The following is a 13,989-nucleotide window of genomic DNA, read 5'->3' on the forward strand; positions in this document are numbered from 1 at the left end:
ATCACCCAACGCCAGGATCAACGGAGATGCTGATATAGCGTGTTCAGGTCCGCGATGGCGGCGTCCACCTCGCGCTCGTCGGCACACACGGATCGGATCGCCTTGCGCAGCAGCAGTGGGTCGAGGTCGTCGACCGCCGCCCGGAAGTCGGTGTCGGGTAGGGCGGGTAGTTGGGCGCTGTCACCGAACCAATCGGCGACATCTTCCTCGGCGGTGCCACCGCCGACTCCCTCGATCAGCATGTCGAGGTCGACCCCGCGCAGGGTCAGTATCTCCAAGGGGTTCTCGTCGATCCGCTCCGTGGTCAGATATGCGACCGCAGCGGCGTGCTTACACGGCCAGCCGTCGTCCGGACAGGTGCAGTCGTACTGGAGCGCCGAAGAGCCGGACGGTAGTAGGAGCGGACCGAGAATTTCCGGCACTGCCCCACCCGCGAGCATCGCAAGGCTGCCGGGCTGTTTCCGCACCAGCGTGACCAATTCGGCGATCTCGCCCTCGTCGAGCCGGTCGATCGAGACGGTCGCGACGAACGGCTGGAGCTGACTGCCCTGGACTTCGCCGGTCACCATCCCATGGCGGATTTCGAGGGAGACGACCTGTCCGCTGCGCGCGTAGCTGCGGCCACGGCTCATCCGCCCCTTGTCGCCGACGAACTCGATGATGTCGACCAGTTCCCGTCCCCACCAGGTGTGGCCGAATGCTCCCCGCCGCGAGCGTGCTGCCAGCCCGCCCTGCACCGGTCGTCGTGAGCCGTACCGAGCGAAATGCGGTGCAGGGCGCCGATCCGTCATTCGCCGACCGCCTCGTCGCCGAGTCGCAGCAGCTCGCCGAGCTGTTCGGTGCTCATCTCCGTCACCCAATTCTCACCGGTTCCGACCGCGAGATCAGCCAACTCCTGTTTGGTCGCGATCATCGCGTCGATCCGTTCCTCGAGCGTGCCCACGCACACCAGTTTCCGCACCTGGACGTCTCGGCGCTGCCCGATGCGGAACGCCCGGTCGGTGGCCTGGTTCTCGACCGCCGGATTCCACCATCGGTCGAGGTGCACGACGTGATTGGCCGCCGTGAGGTTGAGCCCGGTACCCCCTGCCTTGAGTGAGAGCAGCATGATCGGCGGTCCGCCGTCACCCTGGAATGCCGCCACCATGTCGTCGCGCTTCTGTTTGGTGACGCCTCCGTGCAGAAACGGCACGGCGGTACCGAAACGTTCCGACAGGTACGGTGCCACGAGATCGCCGAACTCGCGGAACTGGGTGAACAGCAACGCTTTCTCGCCGTCGGCCAGTACGGAGTCCAGGATGTCCTCGACAAGACCGAGCTTTCCCGACCGGTGCTGACCGCGGCGCGTCACCGCGGACCCGTCCCGCAGAAAGTGCGCAGGATGGTTGCATACCTGCTTGAGTTTGGTCAGCGCGGCAAGCACGGCACCCTTGCGCTTCATCCCCTTCTTGTCCTTGATCTGCGCCATCATGTCGTCGACCACCGCCCGATACAGCGCCGCCTGTTCTGCGGTGAGATTGGCGCGCACCGTCATCTCGAACTTGTCAGGGAGGTCGGCGATGACCGCCGGATCGGTTTTGACCCGCCGGAGCACGAACGGTGACGTGACGGCCCGCAGTCGGGCCACGGCGGTCTCGTCCTGCTCCCGCTCGATCGGAACGACGAAGCGTTTGCGGAACATCGCCTCGGAGCCGAGGATGCCGGAATTCGCGAAATCGAGAATGGAACGCAATTCGTCGAGCCGGTTCTCGACGGGTGTGCCGGTCAACGCCACCCGGTGCGCAGCGGGGATACTACGGGCAGCCCTGGCCTGGGACGTTTTCGAGTTCTTGATGTGCTGCGCCTCGTCGAGCACCACCCGGCGCCACTGCTGTTCCTTCAACTGCGCGAGGTCGCGTGCCAGCAACGCGTACGTGGTGATTACCAGGTCACTCGCACCGACCACAGCCGTCAGCTCCTCACCGGTCAGCCGTTGCGGGCCGTGGTGGACATGCACACGCAAGGTCGGAACGAAGCGGGCCGCCTCTCGTTGCCAGTTGCCGACCACGGACATCGGGCACACCAGAAGTGTCGGCGAAGGTGCGTTCTCGTGCGCCAGCAACGCCAGCAGTTGCAGGGTCTTACCCAGGCCCATGTCATCGGCGAGCACGGCCCCCAGTCCGAGCCTGCTCATGAACGCCAGCCAGTCGAGCCCCCGCTGCTGATACGGCCGCAAGATGGCGTCCAGCCGGTCGGGGACCGGAACCTGCTCCGGTTGCACGTCGCCTTCGAGTAACGCGGCAGCCCACCCGCTCGCCGTCACCTCGTCCACCGGAAGGCGCGAGAGATCATCGGCGATGAGGTCTTTGATCAAGTCGACGATGGCACGGTCGCCACTTCCCTGCCGTTCCGTCACGTAGCGTGCCGCGCGGGCGAGCACTTCGGAATCGGCCCGCACCCATTCGCCGCGCAGCCGCACCAGATGGCTCTTGGAATTGACCAACCGAGTCATTTCGGCGGCCGTCAGGACGGTGTCCCCGAGCGCCAGCTCCCAGTCGTACTGCACCAACTGGTCCTTGCCGACCGACCGGTTCTCCGCGCTCGCCGGGGTCCCCGGCGAACTGACCCGCAACCGCATGGACGGCGACGCCACACTCCAGGCCCGCGGCAGCAACAGGCTGATGCCCTTCTCTTTCAACGCGACCGCCCCGTGCCCGACCAGGTCGATCACGACCGCGGTAGGGAGGAACAGATCGAGGCTGTCGGGGTCGCTCGGCACGTCCTGCAGTCGCGGATACGCCGACACGGCCTCCGTCAATTTGCGGACACCGATCTGGAGGCGGCTCGCGTCCGTGTGGTGCAGGGGAATCGGAACCGGGGCTTCGCCTTCCGGACGCAGGCACACCTCCAGCCGCCACAGGGCGGTGTCCGGATCCCAGTCCCCCTCGACGTCGGCGTCGTCCGGTTCGAGCAGGCGCAACACCAGTTCGGGCTCGTCCACTGTGAGACTGTCACGCCAGCGGTCGAGCGAACCGGACAGTTGCGGCGTTCCCTCTTCGTAGGAATCGCCGTGCACGAGCGCGGCGAGGAACGGATGCGGCGGATGGCTGCGCCGACCGTCGAGCGGGCGGTTCCCGAGAACGTGACGGGTGATCGGGTCGGTGAGTTCGGTGACGAGGTCGTCCAGCACGGAGCGGGCGCCGCTCCCGTGGCGCTGCACCGGCGGCATCGCGACAGTGAGTTCGGTCAGCCAGGCACGCTGTCGTTCACCGCCGAGCAGTCGCCAACGCGGCCACCATGTGCCCTCCGCACGATGCGTCTCGGGGACCACCCGACCGGCACGCGCCCATCGCTCGATTCCGCGCACCGTATGGGCGAGGTATCGCAAATCGCCGGCGATCCGCGAATCCCACGGCGACACCGCCAGCAGGAACCCCGCGGCATCGGGCGGGGCCAAAGCCACCGCCGGCCACTCGACCAGCTCCGGACCCGAGGGCGCCGGCATCGGCACCTTGACATGGTGCCGGAACTTGCGCTGCAATACCCGGCCGACAGCATCGGCGGCGGACTCCTCGGCCACGAGATCCCGGTCCTCGACCCACAGCATGAGTCCCGAACCGGGTGTCCAGAGACCGTGCAGCATGGACCCATCCAATCAGGCGGAGCCGACAGCATCCGAAGTCCCTGCATTTTCGGTGTAACCGTGGCCGGTGCCGGACCGATGAACGGGGTGGCGGCTGTCCGCGCCGAAGCGCACCACGGATCGCTGCCGGAACCACTGCAGTGATCGGAGGAAGAAATGGACTTTGCACAGATGCTCGAAGGCTTGCTCGCCCTGCTCGAGGCGCTCGGACCGTTGATGGGCGGCGAGGGTGGCGGCGGGGGCGGCACAGGATCGTTGGGCGGCCTGTTCGGCAGCTCCTGACCTGTCGACAATGAGCCCGTCGGGATGCCCGGCGGGCTTCGTCGTGCCCGATCCGCGAACGCGCCGTCCGTGATAGGAGTTGAGGCGTGAGCACCGCATACGGCTTCCGCGAGTACGGCGGCCCCGAAACCCAGCAGTTCTTCGACGTTGCCGTCCCGTTCCCGGGCCCCGGACAGCTGCAGGTGGCTGTGCACGCGGCCGGGGTGAATCCCGCCGATTGGAAGGTGCGGGCAGGTACCCGCAAGGACACCGTGCCCGTCACGCTTCCGGCGGTGCTGGGCCGCGAGGTGGCGGGAGTGGTCACCGCGGTCGGTCCTCGGGTCGCCGACTTCGCGGTCGGCGATGCCGTGTTCGGAGCGACGGCCACCGGTTACGGCGGGTACACCGATCACACGATGCTGAATGCGTCGTCGACGGCACACAAGCCCGGGTCCGTCTCCTTCGCCGACGCCGCCACCCTTCCCGTGGCAGCAGGCACCGCCTACGACGCGATGTCCACGCTGAACCTGCCCGCAGGAAGCCGTTTACTCGTGATCGGTGCCGGCGGCGGCGTCGGGGTCGCTGCGCTGCAATTGGCGGCAGCCCGGGGCGTCAGTGTTCTCGCAGTCGCGAGCCGGAGTAAGCGTGACGTGGTCGAGTCGCTCGGCGCGGAGTGGGTCGAGTCCGGCGCCGGTTTGGCGACACGGATATCGGAGCCGGTCGATGCCGTATTCGACCTGGTCGGGGGCGACGCGCTGGCCGAAGCGGCCCGGCTCGTCCTAGATCCGGCCGCGATCGTCAGCGTCGGCGACCCGCTCGCTGCCCGTGATCTCGGCGGTTCGAGCGTGGAACGCAGACGCACCACCGCAGTCTTCGCCGAATTGGCTGCCCTGGTGGCCTCCGGTGTCCTGGACCCGCGGGTCACCCACCGCTTCCAGCTCGAGCAGGCGGGTGAGGCACTGGCGCTGGTCGAGTCCGGCCACGCCGCGGGCAAGGTCGTGATCGAGGTGGGTTAGTCGCCCGCCGCTCGGCTCGTCCCGTCAGACAGCTTCGCGAGCGTCGGAGGGCCAGCGTGCGGACCGGTTGGGGGTCGGGCGGCACAACTGCCGGCCGTCGAGCGCACCGACTCGGGCCAAGACCTGGTCGACCGCATCGACGAGCCAGTCGCCGTGCACGGTGACGAGTGGTTCTTCGGCGTCGACCGATCCGCGGCCGACGAAGTGCACCGTCCAGCCACCATCGGCGTCGGCATCCCGCAGGGCGCCGTCGGCCGTGGCGATCGCCAGGAGGTGACAGCCGAGCGTCAGATCGACGCGCACACCTACACCTGCCGCCGTCTCGACGAGGCGTGCGGGTCGATCTGTCGCCAGGGTGAGAGCGAGGAGAGCATCGTGGTAACGCCCGATTTTCGGTGAGTCACTCATGTTCGCCACCTTTTCTACTGAGACCAAACCGTACGACGCTGTCCTGATCGTTGCCGCCGCTCATGTCGCGGCGGCGACCACAAAGTCACGAAGCGATAACGAATAGTCACGGAACGGTAACGGCGATCTCCGTGCCCTGCTGCGGCGCACGAGTCACGAGTGCGAGAATCGCGGCATGTTCGTTCTCGCCCCTGACCAGTCCGTCGACAATCCTGACCGGTCCGTCGACAATGCTGAAGTGGGCGGACTGGCAGTCTCGCCGCACACGGCGGCCGTGCGACGCCTGGACAATGGGGCGCTGGCCGCTCTCGAAGTGCAGCTGCGCGGGCCCGCGGACGGCCCACTCGCTACCCCCGAAGCACTACGGACCGTGGCCCGGGCCATGAATGAGAAGCGTGAGCTCGACCATCTCACCTGGGACGTCGCCGGTACGGTAACAGCGGACGGCGTTCCCGTACTGGTGTCGATCGACCTCGACTCCCTCCCCGGCCTGGAGAACCGCGCAGCCGATGCCGAGTGCCTGCGCAGAGAGATCGTCGTGGTCACCGCCGCGATATTCACTACCGATCCGTCCCGCGCACTGCGGGCCGTCGCGGATGCACGCGGCCGCGGAAGGCTCATCGCTGTGGACGAGGTAGGCACCCACCCCGCAGCCATCGCACTGCTGTCACTGATCGAGCCGGACATCATCCTCCTCGCGCCCGCCATGATCACGCGTCGCCCGGACTCGGACATCGCCCGCACCGCGCATGCGGTGGCTGCACGCGTGGAGAGTTCCGGCGCTGTGGTGGTCGCCACCGGAGTGGGCACCGAGGTGCAGCGCCGGCGTGCGCTCAGCCTGGGAGCGACGTACGGGGTCGGCGAGCATCTCGAGGACATCGAGTCGGCCCCGGCGTCGTGGCCGGATTCCGCGACTGTCGAGCCGTTCCCGCCCGCGCCGACCTGGAACACTCCCGACCACGACTCGCGCTCACCACACGCCATCGCCTCCTCCGGGCGCACCGCTGTCCAGAGTCTCAAGCGACTCCTGGTGACCATGAGCACCACCCTCGAGACGCACGCCGCCGCCGCGGGGCCCGAAACCCTGGTGCTGGGAACCTTCCAGCGCGCCGAGCACTTCACCGACCGGACGCGTACCCGTTGGCAGAACATGGCGAGCCGGATCGCCTACGCAGGTGTGTACGGCGTCGGCATGGGTCACACGGTGGACGAGGGCATTCATCAGGCTCCCCTCGCGGCGGACGATGAGCTGGTGGAGGAGTGGAACGTCGTGGTACTGGGCCCCCACTTCTGTTGCGTTCTCTCCGCCGTGGATCTTCACCGCGGAGAGGCAGATTCGGAACGCGAATTCGACTACGTCGTCTCCTACGACCGCTCGACGGTCGTGCGATGTGCGCGCGCCGTCCTCGACCGGTTCACCGCCGATCCGAGCAGCGCCGGGTAGAGCGGCCGGAGGTCGAGCGCCGGGTAGAGCGGCCGGAGGTCGAGCGCCGTGTCGACATTTCCGCCGCCCGGGCCATGGCGTCGTGCAGGAGGCAGGTGAGATGCTGGAACTTGTCCGCCCGCCACGCCGGAGACTCGGAGTCGGCCCATGAGCATCCTCATTCAGGTTCTCGAGCAGGGATACGCACTCACCACCCCGTGGGAGCAGCGGAAGTATGCATTCGTCGACGCAACGCACATCGTGACGATCCGCCTCGACGGGCAGTCCGGCGTCTGGCTCGACGGGATGAAACACGGTGAGGCGCATCAACTTGCCATCACGCCGGTCCCCAGCGAAGCCATCTTCTTCCTCCTCCGCACCCTCGACGTCCTGGCGGAGTGCCGAGAGAGTGGTGGGTCGTGGGTGATCGGGCACGACGGTGCCCACCTGTCCTCGATCGCCGCCGTGCAGTTACCCTTCACCTGACGTGTCGGTGGCCCGCGCGATACTGCGGGTCGACGGTTCGGACACTCGTCGAGCGCCGGGGGGACGCAATGAGGGTTCTGTATGTCGTGCTGTGGGCTCTTGCGGTCAGTGGCTGCGGGGTATCGACCCTCGATCTGAGCGGGCCGGGCCCGGCGCCCGGCAGTCCGCCACGCGAGCATATCGAACAGTTGCTGGCACAGGTCGAGACGGTCGAGTCCCGCCCGCACCCGGGTGGGTACCAACGCGGGTGCTCAGGCAAGGAACAGTGCGTCTTCGGTCCGGCGTGGACAGACGCCCAGAGCGCTCCAGCGGGGCACGACGGATGCGACACCCGCAACAACGTGCTGGCCACCGACCTGCGATCGGTGTCGTTCCGGGACGGCACCCGGGAGTGTGTCGTGCTGAGCGGGGTCCTCGCGGACCCGTACTCCGGCGATCTCGTCACCTTCGACCGCAGCGACGCCAAGGCCGTGCAGATCGACCACGTCTACCCGTTGGCCGCGGCCTGGGACATGGGTGCGTCCACGTGGCCACTGGAGCGCCGAATACGGTTCGCCAACGACGTGATGTTCGAATTGCTGGCCGTCAACGGCGACGACAACCAGGACAAGGGAGACCAGACTCCCGGCGACTGGCTTCCGCCGAATCCCGCGTATCACTGCTTCTATGCGGGCAAGTATCTCAGCGTCGCCGTCGAGTACGGCCTTCCTGTCACAGCCGCCGACCGGAAGGCACTCGCCGATGTGGCGGAAAGGTGTCCGTGAGCTCCTCAGGACACCGTGAACGAGCGTGTGTGCCACCCGGTGGCGCCGCCTGGAATCGGCGGCGTCCGTTCCTCGACCTGTACGTTGCCGCTGAGGTCCGTCGCCCGCACTTGCAGTGTGTGCAGGCCCGGTGTCGCCTGCCATTCCCAGGTCCATTGACGCCAGGTGTCGATGGTGTATTGCTGTGCGAGCGCAGCTTTTTCCCACGGGCCGTTGTCTACCCGCACTTCCACCGTCTCGATTCCTCGGCGCTGCGCCCAGGCGGTTCCGGCGACCAGTACCGGACCCGGTACCAAGGGCGCGAAGGGAGCCGGCACGTCGATGCGGGAGGCGGTCTTGATCGGTGCCTTCTCGGCCCACCCCCGCTGCGTCCAGTACGCCTCGGCCGCGTCGAAGCGGGTGAACTCCCAATCCACCACCCATTTGGTGGCGGAGACGTAACCGTAGAGACCGGGCACCACCTGGCGCACGGGGTAGCCGTGCTCGAACGGCAAGGGCTCACCGTTCATCGCCACCGCGAGAATTGCGTCGCGACCGTCGCGCAATGCTTCGATCGGGGTACCTGCGGTGAAGCCGTCGATACTCGTCGAGAGCAGCATGTCGGCCTCGGCACCGACGCCCACCTCGTCGAGGAGATCCCTGATCGGGTACCCGATCCAGGTGGCGTTGCCGGCGAGGACTCCCCCGACCTCGTTGGACACGCACGTCAACGTGATAATCCGTTCGACCGGGGTCCGTGCAACGAGGTCGTTCCACGTGAGGGTGAGTTCCCGGTCCACCATTCCGTGGATGTGCAGCTCCCAGTTGTCCGTCGTCATCCGCGGGACCCGCAGCGCGGTGTCGATGCGGTAGAACTCGTCGTTCGCGGTGACGAACGGGGTGGCGCCCGGTACGTCGATGTCGGTTCCCGGAGCGATCGGAGACGCCTTGTCCGCGACCGAGGGAATCGCGAAATTCCGACGGTTGTCGATGGCCCCGGCGATCTGCTGGCCCAGATACCGTCCGACAGCTCCCGCCGCCGCTGCCGCCGCAGCAGCAGTGGCCGCGAGCACGAGAAACCTTCGGCGGGGCATCCGCGAATCCGCACCATCGGCCCCGTCCGGCATCTGCGCCGCCGCCGTCAAGATGCGGAGTACGACGATTCCGGCCGCGACCCCTGCGAGCGTCGGCACCGCGTAGACCCACGAGGCGCTCGGGCGTTGTGTGGCGGCAAATACGCCGACTGCGCCCAGAATTCCGAGGATGGCACTGCCGAAGGGGGCGCGCGGTCGCTCGACGATGCCTGCCGCTGCGGCAAGCAACACGATCAGCAGTGTCATCCCCGCGAAGAGCGCCGGCTTGTCGTTCGTTCCGAACGTCGAAATGGCGAACTCGCGCGCCCAGGCCGGACTGCGGTCGACCGTGGTGGAACCCACTGCGTAGAAGGGCGAGCTGTTCTGGTCGATCAGCACCGACAGAAGTTCACCGACCGCGAGAACGACACCGGCGGCGATCACTCCCGCGAGTGCACGGGAGAACAGATGCCGTCGCCGCTCGGGCGCTCGTGCGGCGTGGGGCCGGTCACCGATCGTGGTAGTCATGCAGCCGTGCTCCTTTGTTGTGGTCACGGGGTATTCGGAGCCGGCAACACGCGCGGATGGGAGCCCACCACTAGTATTGCGCTGATGAACACGCTCGACAAAGACACCGTTCTCTGCATCTCGCTTTCCGGTCGACCGAGCAACATCGGCACCAGATTTCACAACTATCTCTACGGTGAGCTTGGTCTGAATTACGTCTACAAGGCGTTCACCACCACCGACCTGCCGGCCGCGGTCGGCGGGATTCGCGCACTCGGTATCCGCGGGGCCGGTATCTCGATGCCGTTCAAGGAGCAGGTGATCGACCACGTAGACGTCATGCACTCGTCGGCGTCGGTCATCGAGTCGGTGAACACCATTGTCAACGAGGACGGCGTGCTGCACGCCTACAACACCGACTATCAGGCAGTGGCAAACTTGCTGCGGGAGAACGCACTTCCACACTCGCTGTCCGTGGCCGTCGCGGGCAGCGGTGGGATGGCCAAGGCGGTGGTGGCAGCAGTACGCGACTTCGGGTTCACCGATGTCACCGTGGTGGCGCGAAACGCGGAAACGGGCGGCGCGCTCGCGAAGCAGTACGGCTTCTCGTGGCAATCCGAATTGGGTCACGCTCGTCCGGGCCTGCTGATCAACGCGACGCCGATCGGGATGGCCGGTGGTGCCGAGGAGGACGCTCTGGCGTTCGAACTGGACGCGATCGAGGCGGCGGAGGCCGTGTTCGACGTGGTGGCGATGCCCCCGACCACGCCGTTGATCAGAGCGGCGGCCGAACGCCACAAGACCGTGATCACCGGCGCCGAGGTGATCGCCCTGCAGGCGGCCGAGCAGTTCGTCCTGTACACCGGCGTCCGCCCCTCTCCGGAAGAGATCCGGCGGGCGTCGGAGTATTCGCGGTCGTGAAACAGGCGCGGGTCGCGGATCACCCGACCGCCGCACGAAGCCTCTCCGCCATCTGAGCGTCGAACGCCACGAACACGACGCGCGGCACACCGCTGTCCGATCGGCGCACTGCACTGACGGCCTGACGGACGGCGTCGTCGGCCGGCCACCCGTAGACACCGGCCGAGATCAGCGGGAACGCAACCGATTCCGCGCCGAGGTCGGCCGCCACGCGCAAGCTGCTCAGGTACGCACCCCGCAGAAGGTGTGATCGATCCTCGGAAGATGAGTACACCGGTCCGACGGTGTGGATCACCCACCGGGCCCGCAACCTTCCCGCCGTCGTGGCCACGGCCTCACCTGCAGGCAGTCCGTCGGGCAGTGTCGTCGCCCGCAACTTCCTGCACTCGGCCAGGATGTCCGGTCCGCCCACACGGTGGATCGCTCCGTCCACGCCGCCGCCGCCGAGAAGGGCGGAGTTGGCCGCATTGACGATCGCGTCCACCGCCACCGTCGTGATGTCGCCCTGCACTACCTCGATGGTCGTCATCGGCCCATTATCTCCGGAAGTGCAGGGCCGTCCGCACGATCAATCCGGCGATCAGCGCCCAGAAGGCCGAACCGATTCCCAGGACGCTGACCCCGGACGCCGCGATCAGAAAAGTGACGACAGCCCCTTCCCGTTCGCGTATGTCGGCGAGCGCCGACGCGAGCGCACCACCCAGAGTGGCTAGTAGGGCGAGACCGGCCACCGTCTCCACGACGCCCACCGGAGCCGCCGCAATGAGCGCGGCCACAGCCGCCGAGCAGGCTGCGAGGACCAGATACGCCCAGCCTGCGGTGAAGGCCGCGCGCCACCGTTTCCGGGGGTCGGGGTGGGCGGTGGGTGCCGCGGAGAGGGCGGCACTGATCGCCGCGAGGTTGATGGCGTGCCCACCGGCGGGTGCCCCCACCAGGGTTCCGATCCCCGTCACCAGCATCGCGGGCCGCCACGGGACCTCGTATCCGAAGGACTTCATCACTGCGGTGCCGGGAATGTTCTGCGACGCCATGGTCACGATGTACAGCGGCACGGCGATCCCGATCAATGCCTGCCAGGACCACGTCGGTGTCGTCAGCACCAACTCCGGCAGCAAGGCGCTGGCGTCCAGTCCGACTTTCCCGACGACGAGGCTGACCGCGACCACCACACCCGCGGCGGCGAATGCTGCCGGGACCGCCCACCGTGTGGAATACCGCTGCAGAACCAGCCACACCAGCACGACCGGGGCGACGGCGAGCGGTGCGTCCCGTAGCGCGAGCACCGGGGCCAGGCACAGGGGCAGCAGCACCCCGGCCAGCATCGCTTGCGCCAACGCGGAAGGAATTGCGGCGATCGCCCGCCCGAGCCGGGGCCACAACCCGGTGAGAAGGATCGCAACACCCACGATGGCGAACGCGCCCACCGCAGCGGGCCAACCACCGCCCACGGTCCCGGCCCCGGCGAGGAGCGCGGCGCCGGGCGTCGACCAGGCGAGGGTGATCGGCATGCGATAACGCCGCGACAACCACAGCATCCCCAGTGCCTGCGTCACACACAGTATGAGGAGGCCCGACGCCGCCTCGGCGGAATTCGCGCCGACCGCGGTCAGACCCGTGAGGACCACGGCGAAGGAACTGGTGAATCCCACCAGGGCCGTGACGATTCCCGCACTGACCGGCTGGGCGGCGGAAGAAGGCGAACGCACGTCACTGTCGGGTACGGACATAGGACGCGATTCTGCCCGATGCGCGGCACGTCCGGCGGGCCTGCCCAGGGCACGGGAACCTCGACGTTTAAGGTCGAAGCGATGACACACGACGACGTTCCCGCCTTGCCGACCGCCGACGACTTCCCGGTCCTCTGGCCGGTACCCACCCGCTGGGCAGACAACGACCACTACGGGCACGTCAACAACGTCACCTACTACTCGTACTTCGACACCGCGGTCAACGCCTGGCTGATCGCAGAAACGGGCACGGACATCCGGGAGTTGCCGGCGATCGGCGTCGTTGCCGAGACATCCTGCAAGTACCTCGGTGAACTGACCTTCCCGGACCGCCTCCAAGTGGGACTGTCGATAGAGCGGCTCGGCACTCGCAGCATCGTGTATGCGCTCGCCATCTTCCGGGAACGCGGCGAGGCACTCGACGAACGCGACAAGGCCCTCGACCTGGCGGCTCTCGGCCGATTCGTCCACGTGTACGTCGACGCGAAGACGCGCACGCCGGTGCCCATCCCACCCGACATTCTCAGTGCGGCAAAGCTATTGGTGGTGCCAGGCACGAAGTGAGCGCCCGGCACCACTGAGCAGCGCCTCGGTTCAGCGCAGGCCCTCGGCCTCCGCCGTGGCCACGGCCCGGGCGATGATGCCGTCGATCAGCTTGACCGTGGGCGCACCTGTCTCGGCCTGGTTTCGTGGATCGTCCGTCACCCGGCGCAGGACGCCTTCGGCGATGATCGCCAGTTTCCACAGTGCCAGCACGTGCCAATAACCCACGTGCGTGACGTCGCGCTCGGTTTCCTGGGTGTACGCCTCCACGAGTTCGGCCCTCGTCGGGAAACCCTCCAGCGTGGAAGCAGGGAAGGGTCCGGCATCCTCGTCACCGGCCTCCGGCCAATAGGCCAGAAGTGCACCGACGTCAGCCAGCGGATCTCCGAGGGTGCAGAGTTCCCAGTCCACCACGGCGAGCACCTCGCCCTCCTCGGGCGACGTGATGACATTGCTCAGATGGAAGTCACCGTGCACGAGCGACAGCTCCTTCTGCTCAGGCATGTTGCGCTGGAGAATGTCCGCCAGCTGCTCGACCTCCGGGACATCCCGGGTACGGGACTTTTCCCACTGGTCTGCCCAACGCTTCAATTGCCTTGCTGCATAGGGTTTGTGGCTCGCCAGGTCCTCGAGCCCGGTGTCCGCCAGGTCGACGGCGTGAATCTTCGCGAGCGCGCGCGCCATCGCGAGCCCGACACCGCGCCTCTGCTCGGGTGTCAATTTCTTGGCGACCCCGATGCTGTCGATCACCACGCCGGCCACGTAACTCATCAACACGAGTGGGGCGTCGGTCACCTCGGGATCTTCGATGAGTCCGAGAATTTTCGGCACGGGCACGTCCGAACCCTGCAGCGAGGACAGGATTCGATGTTCTCGGACCACGTCGTGCGCCGAGGCGAGCAGGTTTCCGAGCGGCGGACGCCGAAGCACCCATCGGCCGCCACCTGCATCACTGACCGCATACGTGAGGTTCGACTGACCGTTTCCGATCCGTTCGAAGCTCAGCGGTGCGATCGCTCCTACACCGAGTCCGGCAATCCACGCGGAGACGGCATCTTCGTTCAACCCCACAGCATTCACGCGCTCGATGCTAACCGCTCGGGGGCCCGGTGCGGTGGGAACCGTGACGCACCGGCGGTAACGGTGAGGTGGATTCGGTCCGAGACCTCCACGCCGGACGGATCATCGGATCACCACTCCATAACAGTTCAGCTTCGGCGGCGTCCGGACTGGTCATAAGACGCAGTACGACTCCTCCG

At 67.2% G+C, this 13,989-nt stretch carries 14 protein-coding genes; 7 read left to right on the top strand and 7 right to left on the bottom strand.

Annotated features, from left to right (window positions below; genetic code table 11):
* Window positions 1–17: 17 nt before the first annotated feature.
* Window positions 18–791 (bottom strand): SWIM zinc finger family protein, encoded by a 774-nt coding sequence (locus HYG77_RS05665; RefSeq protein ID WP_109328615.1) that lies wholly within the window; start codon window positions 789–791, stop codon window positions 18–20.
* Window positions 788–3,622, bottom strand: coding sequence for a DEAD/DEAH box helicase (locus tag HYG77_RS05670; protein WP_208962079.1), 2,835 nt, complete (start codon window positions 3,620–3,622; stop codon window positions 788–790). Before HYG77_RS05670 ends, HYG77_RS05665 begins: the two co-directional genes overlap by 4 nt.
* Before the next feature lie 156 nt (window positions 3,623–3,778).
* On the opposite strand from HYG77_RS05670, the gene HYG77_RS40600 reads away from it, so the two are divergent.
* Window positions 3,779–3,904, top strand: coding sequence for a hypothetical protein (locus tag HYG77_RS40600; RefSeq protein ID WP_257792475.1), 126 nt, complete (start codon window positions 3,779–3,781; stop codon window positions 3,902–3,904).
* Between the two features lie 86 nt (window positions 3,905–3,990).
* Entirely contained in the window at window positions 3,991–4,899 is a 909-nt protein-coding gene (locus HYG77_RS05675; RefSeq protein WP_109328612.1) for an NADP-dependent oxidoreductase, read from the top strand.
* 24 nt (window positions 4,900–4,923) lie between these two features.
* On the opposite strand, the gene HYG77_RS05680 is transcribed toward HYG77_RS05675, so the two are convergent.
* Window positions 4,924–5,307: a hypothetical protein gene (locus HYG77_RS05680; protein ID WP_208962080.1), complete on the bottom strand. Its 384-nt coding sequence runs from the start codon at window positions 5,305–5,307 to the stop codon at window positions 4,924–4,926.
* Between the two features lie 175 nt (window positions 5,308–5,482).
* Here HYG77_RS05680 and HYG77_RS05685 point away from each other — a divergent pair, with 175 nt between their 5' ends.
* The 3 genes from HYG77_RS05685 (at window position 5,483) to HYG77_RS05695 (ending at window position 7,980) form a co-directional block, all read left to right on the top strand.
* Complete coding sequence (locus HYG77_RS05685) at window positions 5,483–6,751, top strand: DICT sensory domain-containing protein (RefSeq protein ID WP_208962081.1); 1,269 nt, start codon at window positions 5,483–5,485, stop codon at window positions 6,749–6,751.
* A gap of 147 nt (window positions 6,752–6,898) precedes the next feature.
* Window positions 6,899–7,216, top strand: a complete 318-nt coding sequence (locus HYG77_RS05690; protein ID WP_109328606.1) for a hypothetical protein — start codon at window positions 6,899–6,901, stop codon at window positions 7,214–7,216.
* Between the two features lie 68 nt (window positions 7,217–7,284).
* A complete protein-coding gene (locus HYG77_RS05695) occupies window positions 7,285–7,980 on the top strand; it encodes an HNH endonuclease family protein (RefSeq protein ID WP_208962082.1) in 696 nt (231 codons plus the stop codon).
* A gap of 5 nt (window positions 7,981–7,985) precedes the next feature.
* Here the strand turns inward: HYG77_RS05695 and HYG77_RS05700 are convergent, their stop codons facing one another.
* Window positions 7,986–9,560: a molybdopterin-dependent oxidoreductase gene (locus HYG77_RS05700; RefSeq protein WP_208962083.1), complete on the bottom strand. Its 1,575-nt coding sequence runs from the start codon at window positions 9,558–9,560 to the stop codon at window positions 7,986–7,988.
* Between the two features lie 84 nt (window positions 9,561–9,644).
* Between HYG77_RS05700 and HYG77_RS05705 the strand changes: the two genes are divergently transcribed.
* Window positions 9,645–10,460 carry a shikimate 5-dehydrogenase gene (locus HYG77_RS05705; RefSeq protein ID WP_109328600.1) on the top strand — a complete coding sequence of 272 codons (816 nt, stop codon included), beginning with the start codon at window positions 9,645–9,647 and terminating at the stop codon, window positions 10,458–10,460.
* Window positions 10,461–10,479: 19 nt separating this feature from the next.
* Here HYG77_RS05705 and HYG77_RS05710 read toward each other — a convergent pair whose 3' ends face one another.
* Window positions 10,480–10,989, bottom strand: coding sequence for an O-acetyl-ADP-ribose deacetylase (locus HYG77_RS05710; protein WP_208962084.1), 510 nt, complete (start codon window positions 10,987–10,989; stop codon window positions 10,480–10,482).
* A 7-nt stretch (window positions 10,990–10,996) separates the two neighbouring features.
* Entirely contained in the window at window positions 10,997–12,187 is a 1,191-nt protein-coding gene (locus HYG77_RS05715) for a benzoate/H(+) symporter BenE family transporter (protein WP_208962085.1), read from the bottom strand.
* Between the two features lie 81 nt (window positions 12,188–12,268).
* Between HYG77_RS05715 and HYG77_RS05720 the strand changes: the two genes are divergently transcribed.
* On the top strand, window positions 12,269–12,751 hold the full coding sequence (locus HYG77_RS05720; RefSeq protein WP_109334984.1) for a thioesterase family protein: 483 nt from the start codon (window positions 12,269–12,271) through the stop codon (window positions 12,749–12,751).
* Window positions 12,752–12,781: 30 nt separating this feature from the next.
* Here the strand turns inward: HYG77_RS05720 and HYG77_RS05725 are convergent, their stop codons facing one another.
* Window positions 12,782–13,810, bottom strand: coding sequence for a phosphotransferase family protein (locus tag HYG77_RS05725; protein WP_109328594.1), 1,029 nt, complete (start codon window positions 13,808–13,810; stop codon window positions 12,782–12,784).
* Window positions 13,811–13,989 lie beyond the last annotated feature (179 nt).

Source organism: Rhodococcus sp. ZPP, from assembly GCF_017656075.1.
GTDB lineage: Bacteria > Actinomycetota > Actinomycetes > Mycobacteriales > Mycobacteriaceae > Rhodococcus_F > Rhodococcus_F oxybenzonivorans.

Excerpts from the sequence above, each read along its gene's own strand:
- HYG77_RS05665 (WP_109328615.1), bottom strand. The coding sequence starts at position 791 with ATGACGGATCGGCGCCCTGCACCGCATTTCGCTCGGTACGGCTCACGA.
- HYG77_RS05670 (WP_208962079.1), bottom strand. The coding sequence starts at position 3,622 with ATGCTGCACGGTCTCTGGACACCCGGTTCGGGACTCATGCTGTGGGTC.
- HYG77_RS40600 (WP_257792475.1), top strand. The coding sequence starts at position 3,779 with ATGGACTTTGCACAGATGCTCGAAGGCTTGCTCGCCCTGCTCGAGGCG.
- HYG77_RS05680 (WP_208962080.1), bottom strand. The coding sequence starts at position 5,307 with ATGAGTGACTCACCGAAAATCGGGCGTTACCACGATGCTCTCCTCGCT.
- HYG77_RS05685 (WP_208962081.1), top strand. The coding sequence starts at position 5,483 with ATGTTCGTTCTCGCCCCTGACCAGTCCGTCGACAATCCTGACCGGTCC.
- HYG77_RS05690 (WP_109328606.1), top strand. The coding sequence starts at position 6,899 with ATGAGCATCCTCATTCAGGTTCTCGAGCAGGGATACGCACTCACCACC.
- HYG77_RS05695 (WP_208962082.1), top strand. The coding sequence starts at position 7,285 with ATGAGGGTTCTGTATGTCGTGCTGTGGGCTCTTGCGGTCAGTGGCTGC.
- HYG77_RS05700 (WP_208962083.1), bottom strand. The coding sequence starts at position 9,560 with ATGACTACCACGATCGGTGACCGGCCCCACGCCGCACGAGCGCCCGAG.
- HYG77_RS05705 (WP_109328600.1), top strand. The coding sequence starts at position 9,645 with ATGAACACGCTCGACAAAGACACCGTTCTCTGCATCTCGCTTTCCGGT.
- HYG77_RS05710 (WP_208962084.1), bottom strand. The coding sequence starts at position 10,989 with ATGACGACCATCGAGGTAGTGCAGGGCGACATCACGACGGTGGCGGTG.
- HYG77_RS05715 (WP_208962085.1), bottom strand. The coding sequence starts at position 12,187 with ATGTCCGTACCCGACAGTGACGTGCGTTCGCCTTCTTCCGCCGCCCAG.
- HYG77_RS05720 (WP_109334984.1), top strand. The coding sequence starts at position 12,269 with ATGACACACGACGACGTTCCCGCCTTGCCGACCGCCGACGACTTCCCG.